At 70.1% G+C, this 15,889-nt stretch carries 16 protein-coding genes and 1 tRNA gene; 8 read left to right on the top strand and 9 right to left on the bottom strand.

The genetic code is table 11. From position 1 onward, the window contains the following. Positions 1–504, top strand: coding sequence for a thiamine pyrophosphate-binding protein (locus tag CLT72_RS25875; protein ID WP_101413982.1), 504 nt, complete (start codon positions 1–3; stop codon positions 502–504). After that, on the top strand, positions 501–1,070 hold the full coding sequence (locus CLT72_RS25870) for a thiamine pyrophosphate-dependent enzyme (protein ID WP_144082330.1): 570 nt from the start codon (positions 501–503) through the stop codon (positions 1,068–1,070). The genes CLT72_RS25875 and CLT72_RS25870 overlap by 4 nt, the downstream gene beginning before the upstream one ends. A gap of 281 nt (positions 1,071–1,351) precedes the next feature. Here CLT72_RS25870 and CLT72_RS25865 read toward each other — a convergent pair. Both CLT72_RS25865 and CLT72_RS25860 read right to left on the bottom strand, forming a co-directional pair. Then, positions 1,352–1,424 (bottom strand) — tRNA-Arg (locus CLT72_RS25865). A 195-nt stretch (positions 1,425–1,619) separates the two neighbouring features. Further along, complete coding sequence (locus CLT72_RS25860) at positions 1,620–2,810, bottom strand: IS110 family RNA-guided transposase (RefSeq protein WP_101413980.1); 1,191 nt, start codon at positions 2,808–2,810, stop codon at positions 1,620–1,622. Between the two features lie 543 nt (positions 2,811–3,353). On the opposite strand from CLT72_RS25860, the gene CLT72_RS32420 reads away from it, so the two are divergent. The 3 genes from CLT72_RS32420 to CLT72_RS25840 all read left to right on the top strand — a co-directional run bounded on the left by CLT72_RS32420 (position 3,354) and on the right by CLT72_RS25840 (position 5,487). Continuing rightward, on the top strand, positions 3,354–3,914 hold the full coding sequence (locus tag CLT72_RS32420) for a hypothetical protein (protein ID WP_199184645.1): 561 nt from the start codon (positions 3,354–3,356) through the stop codon (positions 3,912–3,914). Between the two features lie 156 nt (positions 3,915–4,070). Next, positions 4,071–4,409 carry a PadR family transcriptional regulator gene (locus CLT72_RS25845; RefSeq protein WP_101415391.1) on the top strand — a complete coding sequence of 113 codons (339 nt, stop codon included), beginning with the start codon at positions 4,071–4,073 and terminating at the stop codon, positions 4,407–4,409. Then, positions 4,402–5,487, top strand: coding sequence for a hypothetical protein (locus tag CLT72_RS25840; RefSeq protein WP_101413979.1), 1,086 nt, complete (start codon positions 4,402–4,404; stop codon positions 5,485–5,487). The genes CLT72_RS25845 and CLT72_RS25840 overlap by 8 nt, the downstream gene beginning before the upstream one ends. A gap of 332 nt (positions 5,488–5,819) precedes the next feature. Here the strand turns inward: CLT72_RS25840 and CLT72_RS25835 are convergent, their stop codons facing one another. The 6 genes from CLT72_RS25835 to CLT72_RS25810 all read right to left on the bottom strand — a co-directional run bounded on the left by CLT72_RS25835 (position 5,820) and on the right by CLT72_RS25810 (position 10,410). After that, positions 5,820–6,287 carry a DUF5956 family protein gene (locus CLT72_RS25835; protein ID WP_101413978.1) on the bottom strand — a complete coding sequence of 156 codons (468 nt, stop codon included), beginning with the start codon at positions 6,285–6,287 and terminating at the stop codon, positions 5,820–5,822. A gap of 152 nt (positions 6,288–6,439) precedes the next feature. Continuing rightward, the gene (locus tag CLT72_RS25830) at positions 6,440–7,072 is read right to left on the bottom strand and encodes a hypothetical protein (protein ID WP_101413977.1); all 633 of its coding nucleotides are present in this window, start codon (positions 7,070–7,072) and stop codon (positions 6,440–6,442) included. Continuing rightward, entirely contained in the window at positions 7,069–8,343 is a 1,275-nt protein-coding gene (locus CLT72_RS25825; RefSeq protein WP_101413976.1) for a hypothetical protein, read from the bottom strand. The genes CLT72_RS25830 and CLT72_RS25825 overlap by 4 nt, the downstream gene beginning before the upstream one ends. Then, entirely contained in the window at positions 8,340–9,095 is a 756-nt protein-coding gene (locus tag CLT72_RS25820) for an ABC transporter ATP-binding protein (protein WP_101413975.1), read from the bottom strand. Before CLT72_RS25820 ends, CLT72_RS25825 begins: the two co-directional genes overlap by 4 nt. Then, positions 9,092–9,877: a zf-HC2 domain-containing protein gene (locus tag CLT72_RS25815; protein WP_101413974.1), complete on the bottom strand. Its 786-nt coding sequence runs from the start codon at positions 9,875–9,877 to the stop codon at positions 9,092–9,094. Before CLT72_RS25815 ends, CLT72_RS25820 begins: the two co-directional genes overlap by 4 nt. Then, a complete protein-coding gene (locus CLT72_RS25810; protein ID WP_101413973.1) occupies positions 9,874–10,410 on the bottom strand; it encodes an RNA polymerase sigma factor in 537 nt (178 codons plus the stop codon). Before CLT72_RS25810 ends, CLT72_RS25815 begins: the two co-directional genes overlap by 4 nt. Positions 10,411–10,770: 360 nt before the next feature. On the opposite strand from CLT72_RS25810, the gene CLT72_RS25805 reads away from it, so the two are divergent. The 3 genes from CLT72_RS25805 to CLT72_RS25795 all read left to right on the top strand — a co-directional run bounded on the left by CLT72_RS25805 (position 10,771) and on the right by CLT72_RS25795 (position 13,731). Then, positions 10,771–11,073 carry a sigma factor gene (locus CLT72_RS25805; RefSeq protein ID WP_357716167.1) on the top strand — a complete coding sequence of 101 codons (303 nt, stop codon included), beginning with the start codon at positions 10,771–10,773 and terminating at the stop codon, positions 11,071–11,073. A gap of 97 nt (positions 11,074–11,170) precedes the next feature. After that, on the top strand, positions 11,171–12,016 hold the full coding sequence (locus CLT72_RS25800; protein WP_101413972.1) for a hypothetical protein: 846 nt from the start codon (positions 11,171–11,173) through the stop codon (positions 12,014–12,016). A 401-nt stretch (positions 12,017–12,417) separates the two neighbouring features. Continuing rightward, on the top strand, positions 12,418–13,731 hold the full coding sequence (locus CLT72_RS25795) for a reverse transcriptase family protein (RefSeq protein WP_396803873.1): 1,314 nt from the start codon (positions 12,418–12,420) through the stop codon (positions 13,729–13,731). 289 nt (positions 13,732–14,020) lie between these two features. Here CLT72_RS25795 and CLT72_RS25790 read toward each other — a convergent pair whose 3' ends face one another. After that, positions 14,021–15,211 (bottom strand): IS110 family RNA-guided transposase, encoded by a 1,191-nt coding sequence (locus CLT72_RS25790; RefSeq protein WP_101413971.1) that lies wholly within the window; start codon positions 15,209–15,211, stop codon positions 14,021–14,023. Positions 15,212–15,889: the final 678 nt, after the last annotated feature.

Genomic DNA, 15,889 nt, shown 5'->3' with positions numbered 1-15,889 from the left:
ATGGCGGTTCTCGACTGCGCATCGGCCCTGTCCGACGCACTGCTGGAGCGGAAGTTCGCACCGTTCTTCGGCACCCCCTGCGGCATCCTGGCGCCTCTCTACAGCCGGCTCGAGGCCGCCGCGAACCTGTGCACCGTCTCGCGTGAGGACAACGCGGTCGGTGTCGCCGCCGGGGCCGCGATGACGGGGAGGAGCCCCGTCGTCCTGATGCAGAACTCCGGCCTCGGCCAGTCGGTGAACGCCATCGCGTCACTCGTCGTGCCGTACCGGATCCCGATGCTCCTCATCGTCAGCCTGCGCGGCGTCCCCCCGGACTTCACCACGGAGAACATCGTCATGGGTCGTCTGACCGAACCACTGCTCCGCGAGGCGGGGATACCGACCGCCCAGCTCGACGAGGAGAACCTGTCGGCACGCACCGACTGGGCCAGCACCCTCGTCGTCGAGCACCGCCAACCGGCGGCGCTGCTCGTTCCCCCGTCCCTGTTCGGGTGGCGGGCATGAACAAGACGGCCGCCATCCGCGCGCTCATCGAGGCGACGTCAGCCGATCCGATCATCTTCACCACCGGATACTCCTGCCGCATCGCCAGGAACGTGGCCGACCGGCCGAACCACTTCTACATGACCGGCAGCATGGGCCTGGCGGCCTCCATCGGTACCGGCATCGCCATGTCGACGGGCAAGCTCGTGGTCGTCGTCGACGGTGACGGCGCACTGACCATGAACCCCGGCTGCCTCATCACCGCCGGCGCGCTCGCCCACCTCCCACTCTTCCACCTCGTCCTCGACGACGGCCGGTACGAGTCCACCGGAGGCCAGAGCGTCCCGTCGCGACGCATCAACTTCACCGCACTCGCCGAAGCCGCCGGATACACCGGCGTCTGGCACGTCGACGACCTGAGCAAGTTCAAGGAGTTGCTGCACAGCGAGCTGAGCACGTGCGTGACCCCCACGTTCGTGCACTGCGAACTCACCGAACAGGACGAGGCCGGCGCGCCGCCGAGAATCGAGGCCGAACTCGCGCAGCACCAGCTCCGGTTCAGCGGACACCTCGCCGCGCGCGGGTGACCACCGGCCGACGCTGAGGCCAGTCCCAAGGCCGCTCGTCGGCAATCGTTCCGTGGATGGTCCGTGACGGTCCGGGCCATCCACGGACCGGGCTGCGACTGACGGCGCAGGCAAGACCCACGCCGGGATCGAAGCCGGCCCGTCCGGCCGGAGGCCGCCAGCAGGCCGGGTCGGGCGGGCGGGCGCAGCCCACTTGGGGCGCGCCCACGAAGACCGCAGCCGGACAACGTGCGGAACGAGGCGGGACGCTGCTCAGGTGACCTATTGTCTGATCTTCGAGGTGCCCCCGGCAGGATTCGAACCTGCGACACACGGTTTAGGAAACCGATGCTCTATCCCCTGAGCTACGAGGGCGCGAGGGCCTAGTCTAGCGACCCGGGCGTTCACCTGGGGTGGCAGGGAGTCGCCTGCGTTCACCCGCGTCACCCGGACCCCCGTTCGCCCAGCCCAGGAGCACAGCCCGAGTCTCCATGTGACTCCGGTTGATCTTGATGGGCAGGGCGAAGTGGCCGGCGAGACCGGGGTTCCGTCGGCGGGGAGCGTGCTGGTTCAGGAGGCGGCGCGGACCGCTGGTGCCGGTCGGATGAAGGTTTTGCGGTCACGGACAAGTGCCCAGAGGACGTCGACGCGCCGTCGGGCGAGGGCGAGTATGGCTTGCCGGTGGTTCTTTCCTTCGGCGCGTTTCTTCTCGTAGTAGGCGCGGGAGGTAGGACATTCTCGGGCGGCGGTGAAGGCGGCCATCCACAGAATGTGCCGCAGTCTCCGGTGATAGCGGCGGGGCTGCCGATGGTTGCCGGAGACCGTTCCGGAGTCGCGGGAAACAGGCGCCAAACCTGCGTGCGCGGCCAACTTAGCCGGGCTGTCGTACTCGGTCATGGCGGCCGTGTGGACGAGCAGTTCGGCGGTAAGCAGGGGGCCCATGCCGGGCATGCTTTCGATGATCGGCGCGAGGGGGTGCTGGTCGAGTTGGTCGGCGATGAGGTCGTTGACGGCGGCGATGCGTTGTTCGAGTGCGAGGATCTCGGTGGCCATCTGCCCGACGACCACGGCGGCGGCGCGTTGGCCGGGCAGGTTGACGGTCTGCTGCCGGGCGGCGGCGACCATCGCCTCGGCGACCTGGACGGCGTTCTTGACGTGGCCGCGGCGGAGCAGGGCGGTGATGCGGTCGACGCCGGCGTGCCGGATCGCGGCCGGGGTCTGCCAGCAGGCGAGGACCATCATCGGGGCCTTCCGGTTCAGGTCCACAGCCCGCTCCAACGCGGGGCTGATGCCGGTGAGTAGTTCCTGTAACCGGAACAGGGTGGCGACACGCTGCCCGACGAGGTCGGCGCGGTAGCTGGTCAGGACGGTGAGTTCGGCGAGGAGCCGGTCGGAGGGTTCCAGGATCGGGATGTCGGGGCGCATGCGGATGGTCTGGGCGATGACGACCGCGTCGCGGGCGTCGGTCTTGTTCTCTCCGGCGAACGCAGCAGCCATGTGGAACGCGACGGTGCCGGAGACGTAGCGGACTTGGACCTGCCTGCGCCACAGCAGGGTCAGCAGCAGGGCGGACAGGCCGGTGGTGACGTCGACCGCCCAGCAGACCGGACGGCCGTGCGTCGACACCTCGGCCATGACGGTGAGCAGGGCGGTCTCGTCGTTGGCTACCCGGCGGGAGTAGACCAGCCGACCGTCACCATCGACGGCGGCCACGTGGTGGTGGGTCTTGCCGATGTCCACGCCGATCCACAGCCTCGCCACCGTCTCGCTCTCCTTCGTTGATGAGTCTTCTCGGATGACCCTCGTCTACGGGTTCGGGTTTGCCGGCACCTTCTAGCGATGCGAACACGGGTCGCGGATCTCCATCAGCGGTCTACCGAATCTCGCAGACGACGAAGCGGCGGGTGGCATCTCCTACCGTCAGCCAACCGATCGCGGCGAAACACACGCAGCCATACCCACCGCCTCCGGGCATCAGGGACTACGGCCACCGGGGCCCCGCCCGTTCAACCAACCCCACCCGCGGGGCGGGAACGGGTGGCACCTCGAGGCTCAGCCATGATCGCGGCGGAACACACACAGCCATACCAACTCCCGAGCCCGCGAGCACGGCAACACCGAGCCTGCCGCCGTCACCGGACGGCATCCCGGACAGGATGTGCGAGACCTGCGAGCATCAGCGCTCCATCGAGCGCGGGGCAGGCGTACAGCATGGCTGCCCATGGCCGCCGGTCCACCGGCCGCCGTTCCCGCGACCAGGCTGATTCCCACGCCAGCCGTCGTTGCAGCGGCTTGAATAGCGGTGTGCAGATCAGCAAGGACGGGCGGGACTGGCGCATCGGGGCCGCCGCCGACGTGGGTTGGATCGCTGGTCACACGACTGCCGGCGTTTCGATCACCACCGCCATCCCGCCGGTCTTCGACGCCTACGCCACCACGTACCAGACCGACGAAGTCACCGCCGCTGCCTACGAGCACGCCCTGGTCGAAGACCTCGGCGCGTACACCCCCGACCAGCCGTGGTGGCTGGCATACCTCGACACCGGTGCCCACGACGTCGTCTTCCCGCACGCTCCGAGGGTGTTCCTCTACTGGAACTGGCCGTACGTGCTGGTCGAGGCCGGCCCCGAGCAAGCCCTCACCTGGCGCACCGGTGGGCACATCCGCCACCCGCACGGCGCGCTACCCGACCTGTTCTTCCCGGCCGACCGGTCATGGCTGGTCTCTGCCCTCTGGGACGACACCTGGACCTGCCTCGGCGGCCCGGAACAACTGATCCACACCCTCGAACGTGACCCCCTGGCCAACGCCCGCCGGGTCCGACTCGACGAAGACGCGCTGCCACCGGGGCTGACCCGCGAGTGAGACCCAACGCCCAACCCGGTTGCGCCACCCTCTCTGCCTTATCGCACCAGCCATCTGCCGAAGCCGCACGTGTCGCCGCAAGGGGCCGACACGCCGGCAGTCGTCTATATGCAGGTGAGCTGTATATAAAGATGGTCTATAGGGCTGACCATGGCGATGCAGGAACCGACGTTCTTCATCCTGACCGCGCTGGTGCGCGCCACCCCGCTGCACGGCTACGGGATCATCCAGGCCGTCGAGCAACTGTCGGACGGGCGAGTCAAGCTCAAGGCCGGGACGCTGTACGCGGCGCTGGACCGACTCAGCACGGAGGGCCTGGTCGTCGTCGACCGGGAAGAGGCCGTGGGTGGCCGGCTGCGCCGCTACTACGTGCTGTCCGACGACGGCCGAGCGGCGCTCGAAGCCGCAGTGGCGCGGCTCCAGTCGAACGCCCAGGTGGCCACCTCCCGGCTGCGCGAGGCGTTCGGCTTCACAGGGGGAGTTCAGCATGCCTGACCTGGAGCGCTCCTACCGCCGTCTGCTCTGGGCGTACCCCGGCTTCTACCGACGCGAACGCGGACCTGAAATCCTCACCACCCTGCTCGACGCGGCCGAGCCGGGGCAGGTCCGGCCATCGCGCGACGAGGCGGCCCACCTGTTGGTGAACGGTCTGCGGTACCGGTTCGTGCCGCCCACCTGGATCGGCCGGCTCGCGACCGGCCTCGTAGCAATCTGGGCGGCCGTAGTGCTCAGCGCAGCCGGCGCCCTCGCCGTCTGGGCGCTCGCCAACCCCGAAGAACCCGACCTCGCCACCTTCAGCGACGAGCTGGTCGGCCGCCCGGCCTCGTCCGCCTACGAACTCCCGGGCGGCAACCTCCTCGACATGGCCTACGCCTACCGCACGTACGGCGAGTTCCAGGATTTCGCGATGGAGGGCTGGGACGGCGGGCGACCAGCGCCGATGGGCCAGAGCCGAGTCTACGAGCAGGTCACCGACACACCGACCGTCCTGGCCGATGCCCACCAGCACCTGACGAGCGCGGGCTGGCGCACCGGCGCCCTGAGCCAGGGTGGTGCCGACAGTCAGGCCGACGTGAACAGCGCGCACGGAGTCTTCTGGGCCTCCCGAGACGGGGTGCTGTTGCGCGTGTCCGGATACGACAACCAGACCGGTGTCACGGTCGGCGCCTACCCAGTCGAGCCCAGCGGCGTGCTGGCCGGCGCGATCACCGGGTTCATGATCGGGCTGATCCTGGTGTGGCAGGCGATGACTTGGATGGCTCACCGGGTCGCCCGAACCCCACGGCAGGCACGGTGGCTGATCCTGCTGCTCGGCCTACCGACCCTCCTCGCCTGCGCGGTGAACACCCTGGACAACGTGCTGAGCATGCTCCCGGACCCGGGCAACGCCAGCGTGCCGTTCGCCGCCGACTACATGTATCCGCTGGCCAATCAGATCAGCAGCCCACTGGCGGCCACCGTCATCGCGCTCACGCTGACCGGCATCCTCAGCGTGATCGCTGCGGCAGCCCGAATCGACCAGCCTCGACCCGTAAGCCCAGCAACGTCGACCGCTGAAGGAACCGAAAGCTGAGCCGAACTTCCTGCTGCCCAACCGTCCAAACCCCGGTTCGGGTTCGGCCAAGATCTGGCGGGCGACCGAGTCGGTTGAGCTTGGCGCGTACCGAGTCGGTTCAGCTTGGCGCGTAGCCCTTCGGCGTCCTCGGCGGTGATGCCGGCGCCGCAGCCGTGGCAGATGCACTGGCGCGCATCCCGTCGATGGTGGCGTAGAGGAGGGCGAGGACTTGCCGGTAGGCGGGGCTGGCGGCAGTCTTGGTCACGCCCGGTGTCCTAGGTCTAACCAGGACCGCGGTGGTTCTGCCGGTCAACCGGCAGAACCGCAGCTACCGCCGTGCCCACGGATCCTCAGGGAGTCACGTCCCGCAGCACGTCCCGGGTGAACCGTACGTACTCCGGGCTGCATGCCCCACCGATGCCGGCGGCATCAGCACGCCGACCGAGTTCGGCGAGGAAGTCATCGACCGAAGTGAACCCGGGCGGCGGCTTCAGCAGCCACAGCCGGCCCCGAGGCCGGCCGGTGATGCCCGCGTCGGCCAGTAGGGCATCGTTGCCGTTCTCGACCTCGTTGCGGGACTCCCAGCGTGACCGCGTAGCGGGTTGCCCGGTCCGGCACCCAGGTACGCAGCTGCGGAGGCCACACCGCGGGGAGGAAACCAGCATCGGAGCGTCCGGGGCCAACTGCCAGCCTCGCGCGGTCAGTTCGCGTACCTCCGGCAACTGCTCCGGCGTCAGGCCATCCGTGTCCGTGTCGGCGGCCCTGGCCGCAGCGGGATCAGGCGGCTGGTCGATGCCCCAGGCATACCCGGCGTCCATTTTCGCAGCTTACGGCGGCGCCTGCGCCGCGACGGTCGGCATCCGATTCGCCAGGTTCGCAACGGCGACGGCTGCTCCGTACGACGGTGAGAACCTCAGTGGTCACGTCCTGGCGGCTCAGACCCCGTGCTGACGCAAGGCGGGGCCCACGATCAGCGCCTCCGACGGTAGCGGCGGCCAGCCGAGGCACGGGACCCGCGGTGCAGGTACGCGGCGGCACCGACGGTGAAGATCGTGACGGTGGTGAGCCACGACGTTGTGGAGGTTGAGGGCTGGATCGGCCAGGCCCAAGCTGTGACGACTACACCGGTCTGGCGTGGAGCGGCAGCGTAGACGGCGCTCACGTAGACGAAGGCGGGCAGCCACGCCAGCCGCGCGCCGAGCAGCACTGCGCCGCCGGCGACCAGTCCGATACAACCGAGAGCATTGCGAACCAGTGTGTGAGCACCGTACGTGTCGGGCGCCCGCAGCCCGGCCAGGATGAGCGCCATGGCGGTGACAACGGCGGCGACGAGAAGGTGACCGGCTCGCCAGGCCCGCCACGGCAGGGGTGTGCTGCGTTCGAGGTCCTCGTCGGCGCCGGCGAGGGTGGGCCCGAGCAGTAGTGCGGCCAGCAGCGGTGCGAGTGCGACCACGGGGACGCGGGCGGCCGGTCCGTCGAAGTAGGGCCTGGTGGCGAGCCAGGTTCCGGCGGCCCAGGCCAGCAGCGCGATGACGCCGACACCGACCAGGAACGTGGGAGCGTCCCGGGCGCGCAGGTGCAGCGTGAGCAGGCGGCCGGTCACGGCTGCTCGCCGAGCCGGATTAACGCCGGGATGTCGCATCGGTGGGCGGCATCGAGGTAGGCGGCGAACCAGGCGCGCTGCGCTGGCTCCGGTAGTGAGCGGAGCCTGGCGAGGGGCACGTCGTCGGGGGTGGCTGCCTCGTCGAGCATCCAATCGGTGGCCAGGGTGTCGGTCCGGTACACCCGCTGGTTGATGCTGCGTGTCCCGGACGGGTCCTCACATCTGGCCCGGGTCACCTGCCGGAAGTCCGCCCGCAGGCTCTTCCGGCTGGCAAGGCCGCCCAGCGCCGTGGACTGGTAGTCGAGGTTGAGCCAGACCGTGTCGTCGTTCCGTTCGATGGGCTGGCGGGCCGGCTGGGCGGCCTGGTCGGCCGCCCGCCGGGGCGCTCCGGGTATCCCGTCGAGACGTCTTAGGATCGGCTGCACAACCTTGGTGACGTCGTCGATCAGGAAGGCGTTGATCCGGGAGAGGCACACCTGCGGGCCGCTGCTCGTGCACACCAGCTCGACCGCGGCCGGGTCGGCCGGGAGGCGGTAGGTGCCCGGCCCGGTGGTGATCGGCACGGCGACGGCGACGGCGAGTCCGCCGGCCAGCAGGGCTGCTCGCCGCTGCCGCGCGGCGGCGGCGAGCAGCAGGACCGTCAGGGCCACCAGCCAGGCTGCCTGCAACACGGTGACCCGGCCGGGAACGAGTGAGTACACCGCCCAGCCGCCGTAGACCGGTGAGAGCCACGCGGCGGGCGTGCCGTCCCAGTAGGTGATGATGGCCAGGCCGAGGTATGTGGCGAGGCCGGCGATCGGGGCCGCCACCCGCAGCGGTACGAGCCGGCCGACGAGGACGCCGACCGCGGCGGCGGCGGCCAGGGCGAGGACACCGACGGTCAGCGTCCACCACCAGCCTCCGCCGGTGTAGGTCGCGACCCGGGCGATCAGCACCGCCGCCCCTGCGAACGCGAGCAGCAGTCCGGCGGCGCCGGCCACGGTTACGGCGAGCCAGGCCACCACCAGTGGTTGCCAGCCCGGGCGGGGGGTGGAGGCGATCAGCTCGTCGATGTCGCGCCGCCGTTCCCGCCCGGACTGCCACGCCCCGGCAGCGATCATGAGAGCGCACAGAATCAGCAGCGACACCCGCAGGTAGTTCGCGAGGCCCGCCCACCGGCCGGCCCAGTCGTCCGGGTGCACGGCCAGCATCCACACGCCGGCGCCGAACATCGCCGCAGCGGCGAAGGGCGCCGTACCGCGGCGTAGCTCCGCCCTCAGCGCGCGCTTCACCGCGGTGCCGTCCGCGCACCGCGCAGCACCGCCGTGTAGCCGCGCTCGATGGGGGAGTCGCCGCTGTCGCCGTCCCCACCGGCCGCGATCAGCTCATCAGGGAGGCCAGTGAATACCAGCCGCCCGCCGTCGACCAGGTTCACCCTGGTGCACGCCGCCACGACATCCTCGACCAGGTGTGTGCTGACCAGGACGACTGCATCCAGGCCCAGCTCCCGCAGCAGCGCCCGGAACTGCACCCGCTGCTCCGGGTCCAAGCCGGCGGTCGGCTCGTCCAACAGCAGCAGCCGCGGGTCGTTCACGATGGCCTGGGCGATGCCGACGCGACGCAGCATCCCGCCGGAGAGGTGCTTCATCCGGTCGTCGGCGCGATCCAGCAGCCCGACCCGCTCGATCGCCCGGTCCACCGCCAGCGGAACTCGCGCCGGCGGCATCTCCTTCAGCCAGGCGAAGTACTCGACGAACTCCCGCACGGTGAAGCGCGGATAGAACCCGAACGCCTGAGGCAGGTAGCCCAACTGGCGGCGCGCCTGCCGCAACGCCGACGGTTTCCCGATGTGGTGGCCCAGCAGCCGGACCGCACCCCGGTCGGGTCGCAGGACCGTGGCCAGGACCCGCATCAGGGTGGTCTTGCCGGCGCCGTTCGAGCCGAGCAACCCGTGCACGCCCACTCCGAGCTCGAGGTCCAGGTCGTCGAAGACGACTCGCTTGCCGTAGCTGACCCGCAGGCCGTCGACGCTCACCGTCGTCATGCCGGTTGCCTTCCCACCCGTTCCCGACGCACATACACCACCACCGTGGCCACCGCGGTGACCCCCAGCCATCCCGGGACGCTCGACACCAGGACCGCCAGACCGCTGACCGGCGGCGCCAGCACCACCACCGCCCACGCCCCGGCCACCACCAGCGCGGCGTACCCGGGCTCGACCAGCGAGCCGAGCGCCAACGTCAGGACCGTCAACGCGACACAGGGAAGCAGCCACAACCCCGGCGTACCGATGCCCGTCACCGCGCCAGCGAGGACCGCGACGGGCGCCGCGACCGCGAGGACCGCCAGCGTGCGCCACAGAACGATTCGCAGGCCGCCCTGCGGTGTCCCCGCGATCAGGTCGTGCAACGGATCGGTCTGCGGCCCGTACGACAGGGCCGTACCGACAGCGGGCAGCGCTGGCGCGATCAGCAGGAGCAGCCACGGCGGGACCACGGTCGGGCTGATTGCCATCCCCGCGGTGAGCACCCCGGTGACGGCCACCGACAGAAACCACGCCGCCCGCGCCGCAGGCCCCGCACCCACCAACACCCTGACCCGCCGCCACCCGGTCGCCCGCCGCACCCGCCCCTGCGTCGGCAACCGGCCGCCCAGCGCCACCGCGGCCGCCTCCACCGCCAGAGCCGTCGACGCATCCGATGCGATGCTCGTCCGGCAGGCCGCACAGCGGTCGAGGTGCGCCTCCACCGACCACGCGTCGACGTCAGCGAGACGCCCCTCGCCGTACGCCGCCAGCACCCCGGCGTCGACATGGAAACCGGTCACGACAGCGCCTCCCTCAACTCGCGGCGTGCCCGCATCGCCCGGGTCTTCACCGTGCCCTCCGGTACACCCAGCAACACCGCGGCCTCGCGCACCGTCAGGCCATCCAGCACCGTCGCCTGCAACACCGCCCGCAGCTCCGGAGCCAACCGGTGCAGCGCACGCTCCAACTCGGCGTCGTACGCACCGGCCAAGGCCTCGTCCTCCGCCGACGGAGACCACGCCAACACGTCGTCGCCCGGCGCCCCCACACTCTGCGGACGGACCAACGCACGCCGCCGCGCGTCGATCAACCGACCGGCCGCCACCGACCACAGCCAGCCCACCGCCGCACCGTCCCCGCGGTAGCCGGCTGCGGCCCGCCACACCGTCAGGAACGTCTCCTGCACCACCTCCCGGACCAACTCCGGATCCCGGCACCGGCGGCGCAGACGCAGCACCAACCACGGCGCGTTACGCGCATACAGCACGTCGAACGCCCCGCGGTCACCCTTCCCGACGAGGCGCAACAGCTCCTCGTCGTCCACGTCCATCACGCAAGGTTAGGACGCATCACTCGGCGAAACGGTTCTCTGACAGGAGCCGCGTGCCGCGAGAGTCTGACGCAGCTAGGCAGTATGGCGCGAAAGGCACCTCTGTCAGGAAGTCACTCATTAGGCTGCATGCGGGGCAGCTTGTCCGCGCTGATCACGGCCGTTTCCCACCTTGGCCAGCCTGTCCGGGGCTACGCCGGGTGAACCTTCATCTCTCACAGCATGCGCTCAAGGCGCCCTGCCTGGCATCGCTCCGTCTCCCGCGTCCGGCCAGACCTGGCGGCACGGAGAAATTCCCTCGCAGGAGCAACCCTGCGCGCCGGACTTTACGTGACTATCTCGAATCGGGGATCGGAGGCCTGGATGGGTGATCGCGACGCGGCGTTCGCGGAGTATTTCGCGGCGAGGTCTGACGCAATGCGTGGCACCGTGTATCTGCTCTGCGGCGACTGGCACCGGGCGGAGGACTTGGTTCAGACCGCGTTCACCAAGCTCTACCTGGCTTGGGGCCGGGTCTCGCGCCATGAGGTGCTGGACGCCTACGTGCGCCAGATCCTGATCCGGACCTTCTCGACGAGCGGCGCCGCGGCTGGTGGCGGCGGGAGCGAGTGGGCGGGGACGACGCCGAGCGACCGGCACCGCCCGACTCGCCAGAGAACCGGTTAGTGATGCTCCAGGCACTGGCCGCCGCAGCTTCCTGCGGCTTGGACATGCTGCGGGGCCTCCTGTCACCCACCCACAGCGGGATCGAGAAGGGAAGACGATGAACGAGGACGACCTGCGCGAGACGCTATGTAGCGAGATGGCGACCAGCGCCCCGCCGCCACCGATGGCTACGACCGCCACGCTGCGCGCCGCCCGACGCGCACGCAGCCGCCGCCGAACCCTGTGGGCCTGCGCCGGATCGGCGGCGACGATTCTGGCGGTCGCTGGCGCCGCAACGATGTTCACCCCCGATGCCGGCGGCCACAGCCCGGCAGGTCCGGCGCCGCAGGCCGCCCCGCCTCCGTCATCGAAGGACACCGCCCAGCCGTGGCCGACCGGACCGGACGGCCACCCGCAGGAGGACCGCACCGCGCGAGCAGGCTCCAGATACGACCAGGGAATCCGGCTACTCGACGAGATCATCTCCGTCGTGCCCGCCGGTTACACCGCGCCGGAGAACCCGGCGAACCAGCCCACTGACCAGAAGCCGCTGCGGACGCACCAGGCGCAGTTCGAGGACAAGGTCAACGGTGTCGACGTGTGGGGTTACATGTCCTCGGCCGCCCTGGCCAAGGGTGAGCGGATGGGGCCTTTGCTCGTCGAGGTGCACACCGCGGGCAATCAGCTACCGGCCGAGCCGTGCGCGCTAGCCCGCCAGTTCTGGGGCATGCAGGGTGAGTGCCAGGTGGAGACCGTCGCAGCGGCGCAGGTCGGCGTGGTAGTCCGACCCGGCCGCGACCACCGGTTCGACCAGTGGGCGGCCTACCGGCACCCGGACGGCGTGGTGGTATTCGTCGCACAGGGCGCGAACCTCGATGACGAACGGCCGGGCCTGACCACGCTGCCGTTCTCCGTGCAGCAGCTCGCGGCCCTCGCCGTGAACGAGAGGTTCCACCTGCAATAAGGCGGGCTCGGCGGGGGGTGGCTTCAGCAGGATGTCGGCGGCACGCTGAAAGCCGCCGGGTGCATGTTCCCGGGCTGCGCAACCTGCTGATCTCTGACGACATCGCCACCGCTGTTCCGAAGACTGCCGGTCAGGGAGGACGGAGAGTTCGGGGCGGCGGGCCTTTGGGGCATAAGCAACGCCGGCGGCAAAGACAGCTACGCTGCACGGATGGCAGCGTGTCCCGAGCTGACCAGGCCGCTCCCCCAGGCGGGGCGCGGTCACGGTCTCTCCGGGGCAACCCCGGGGACGTCACACTCACCTCGGCACCACACCACAGGTGCGTCGGCACGCTCCGCGAGCCTGTGCACCCGCACGACCGGGCATCGTCGGGACACGCCGCCATCCATCCCGGCTTGGCCGTGACCACCATCCACGCCCTCGCCACCGCGCTCGCCGACGCGTTCCTCGCCGGCGACGACTGGCGCCGCGCCGATCTCGTCGACCAGGGTGGGCTCGTCCTCGGGGTCCGGCGGCGATGGCTGTGGCCGGTCGTCGACGCGGCGCTGGTCGCCTATCCCCACCCACCACGCGACCGGCCCCGTGAGCTGGCTGCCTTCCTCACCACTCTGGACCCGCTACGCGCGGCAGTCGCCGCCGCCCGCCAGCACCAGCGGCCGATCGTCATCCGCACGCGGCCCGCGACGCCGACCCGCACCGTCCGCCGTCCCTGGCGCACCCCCGTCATCGACACCGTCGGCGACCTGGCCGCGATGCTCGACCTGAGCATCGAGCACCTCGACTGGTACGCCGACCGACGCGCCATGAACCGACGCGCCACCGCCCACCGGCTGCACCACTACCACTACCGGTGGACCGACCACGGCCGCCTGATCGAGGCACCCAAGTCCCGGCTCCGCGCCCTGCAACGCCGGCTCCTCGCCGAAGTACTCGGCCCCATCCCGGTCCACACCGCCGCCCACGGCTTCGTACCCGGCCGCTCCGCGCACACCTTCGCCGCCGCCCACGCCGCGCAGCCGGTCGTCGTCCGGATCGACCTGCTCGCCTTCTTCACCCACATCCCCGCCACCCGCGTCTACGGACTGTTCCGCACCGCCGGCTACCCCGAACCCGTCGCCCACACCCTCACCGGACTCTGCACCACCCGCACCCCACACCCCGTCCTCCGCCAGGCACCTCACGACCTGCCGCACCGGTCGGCACGGCTCGCGGCGCTGCGCACCGGCCACCTCCCCCAGGGAGCGCCCACCTCACCCGCACTGGCCAACCTGTGCGCCTACCGACTCGACCGACGCCTCACCGGCCTCGCCGACGCCTTCGAGATCACCTACACCCGGTACGCCGACGACCTCGCCTTCTCCGGCGACCTCACCACCCGCCGAATCCACGACCTGATCACCGCCGTCACCGACATCGCCCGCGACGAGGGCTTCCAAGCCCACCCAGGTAAGACCCGCATCCGCGGGCGCGCCGACCGGCAACTTCTCGCCGGACTCGTCGTCAACCAACACCCCGCCACACCACGCGACGAATACGACCGGCTCCGCGCCATCCTCCACAACGCTGCCCGCACCGGCCTCGCCATACAGAACCGGACGGGCCACCCCGATTTCGCTCAATACCTCATCGGACGAGTTCTCTGGGTCGGTCATCACCACCCAGCACGCGCAGCCAAACTCGCCGCGCTGCTGGCCCAAGCTCTTGCGGCACCGTAGACTGACGCGGCGCGGCAGCTTCGCCGGATCTCGGCAAGGACACGTCGGACCAACCGAAGCATGGCCTGAGCAGGACTTACGCCTGTTCTGCTGATCTTCGGCAAGCGAGCACAGCAATGCGCGTGTGCGACCCGCTAACGTAAAGACAGAATAGGAACCCGCAGGTAGTGAGCCTCTGGGTACAGATAGAGCGTCGTCTTAGGAGTCTCCATGTGACTCCGGGTGATCTTGGTGGGCAGGGTCGAGCGGCCGGCGGAACCAGGGTCGCGTCGGCGGGGACGGTGCTGGTTCAGGCTGCGGCGCGGGCTGTCGGCGTCGGTCGGGCGAAGGTTTTGCGGTCGCGGATGAGTGCCCAGAGGACGTCGACGCGTCGTCGGGCGAGGGCGAGTATGGCTTGGCGGTGGTTTTTGCCTTCGGCGCGCTTCTTTTCGTAGTAGGCACGCGAGGTGGGGCATTCTCGGGCGGCGGTGAAGGCGGCCATCCACAGAATGTGTCGCAGCCTTCGGTGAAAGCGGCGAGGCTGCCGATGGTTGCCGGAAACCGATCCAGAATCACGGGAAACAGGTGCCAGGCCCGCGTGGGCGGCGAGTTTCGCAGGGCTGTCGTACTCGGTCATGCCGGCGGTGTGGACGAGCAGTTCGGCGGTCAGCAGGGGTCCCATGCCCGGCAGGCTCGCCACGATCGGCGCGAGGGGGTGCTGGTCGAGGTGGTCGGCGATGAGATCGTCGACGGCGGCGATGCGTTGTTCGAGGGCGAGGATTTCGGTGGCCATCTGTCCGACGACCACGGCGGCGGCGCGTTGGCCGGGGAGCGTGACGGTCTGCTGACGCGCAGCGGCCACCATCGCCTCGGCGACCTGGGCGGCGTTCTTGACGTGGCCGCGGCGGAGCAGGGCGGTGATGCGGTCGACGCCGGCGTGCCGGATCGCGGCCGGCGTCTGCCAGCAGGCGAGGACCATCATCGGGCCCTTCCGGTTCAGGTCCACGGCCCTTTCCAGCGCGGGACTGATCCCGGTGAGCAGTTCCTGCAGCCGGAAGAGAGTGGCGACACGCTGCCCGACGAGGTCAGCGCGGTAGCCCGTCAGCACTGTCAGCTCGGCGAGGAGCCGGTCGGTGGGTTCCAGGATCGGGATGTCGGGGCGCATGCGGATGGTTTGGGCGATGACCAGCGCGTCGCGGGCGTCGGTCTTGTTCTCTCCGGCGAACGCGGCAGCCATGTGGAACGCGACGGTGCCGGAGACGTAGCGGACCTGGACCTGGCGCCGCCAGAGCAGGGTCAGCAGTAGGGCGGACAGGCCGGTGGTGACGTCGACCGCCCAGCAGACCGGGCGGCCGTGCGTCGACACCTCTGCCATGACGGTGAGCAGTGAGGTCTCCTCGTTGGCGACGCGGCGGGAGTAGACCAGTCGGCCGTCGCCGTCAACGGCGGCGACGTGGTGGTGGGCCTTGCCGATGTCCACGCCGATCCACAACTTCCCCACCGTCTCGCCTTTCGTTTGCAGTCGGTTTGCACGAGTGGCCCTCGTCTGTGGTTCGGGTTTGCCAGCACCTTCTAGCGATGCGAACGCAGGTCGCGGGTCTCCATCAGCGGTCTACCGAATCTCGCAGACGACGAAGCGGCGGGTGGCATCTCCTACCGTCAGCCAAACAATCTCGGCGAAACACACGCAGCCATACCCACCGATTCCTGGGCATCAGGGTCTACGGCCACCAGGGCCGCGCCCCGTTCAACCAACGCGTCCGTGAGGCGGGAGCGGGTGGCACCTCGAAGCTCAGCCACGATCACGGCGGAACACACACAGCCATCCCCACTCCCGGCCCTGCGGGCACGGCAACCCCCAGCCTTCCGCCGTGGCCGGCAGGCACCTCGGACACGATGTGCGAGAACCAGGAATCAAGATCTCGGTGGCGCCGCTCGGCCCTGCACGAGCGACGCGGGCTGAACCAGTCCTGCGACGGCAAGGGCGTCGAGATCGCACCCGGCGACACGGTTTGGACGCCGCCCGAAAGGTGCCACTGGCGCGGCGTTGCCCCCGATCACTTCACGGCCCACCTCGCAGTCGGGGCAGCCGCAGCCGACGACAGTCCAGGCAGCGAATGGGTCGACCTCGTGACCGAGGAGTACGGATAACCCTGACAACACCCGTGTCCCGACCCGC

Source organism: Micromonospora sp. CNZ309, from assembly GCF_002846525.1.
This window is presented reverse-complemented; position numbering and strand designations above follow the sequence as displayed.

Excerpts from the sequence above, each read along its gene's own strand:
- CLT72_RS25875 (WP_101413982.1), top strand. The coding sequence starts at position 1 with ATGGCGGTTCTCGACTGCGCATCGGCCCTGTCCGACGCACTGCTGGAG.
- CLT72_RS25870 (WP_144082330.1), top strand. The coding sequence starts at position 501 with ATGAACAAGACGGCCGCCATCCGCGCGCTCATCGAGGCGACGTCAGCC.
- CLT72_RS25845 (WP_101415391.1), top strand. The coding sequence starts at position 4,071 with ATGCAGGAACCGACGTTCTTCATCCTGACCGCGCTGGTGCGCGCCACC.
- CLT72_RS25840 (WP_101413979.1), top strand. The coding sequence starts at position 4,402 with ATGCCTGACCTGGAGCGCTCCTACCGCCGTCTGCTCTGGGCGTACCCC.
- CLT72_RS25835 (WP_101413978.1), bottom strand. The coding sequence starts at position 6,287 with ATGGACGCCGGGTATGCCTGGGGCATCGACCAGCCGCCTGATCCCGCT.
- CLT72_RS25820 (WP_101413975.1), bottom strand. The coding sequence starts at position 9,095 with ATGACGACGGTGAGCGTCGACGGCCTGCGGGTCAGCTACGGCAAGCGA.
- CLT72_RS25805 (WP_357716167.1), top strand. The coding sequence starts at position 10,771 with ATGGGTGATCGCGACGCGGCGTTCGCGGAGTATTTCGCGGCGAGGTCT.
- CLT72_RS25800 (WP_101413972.1), top strand. The coding sequence starts at position 11,171 with ATGAACGAGGACGACCTGCGCGAGACGCTATGTAGCGAGATGGCGACC.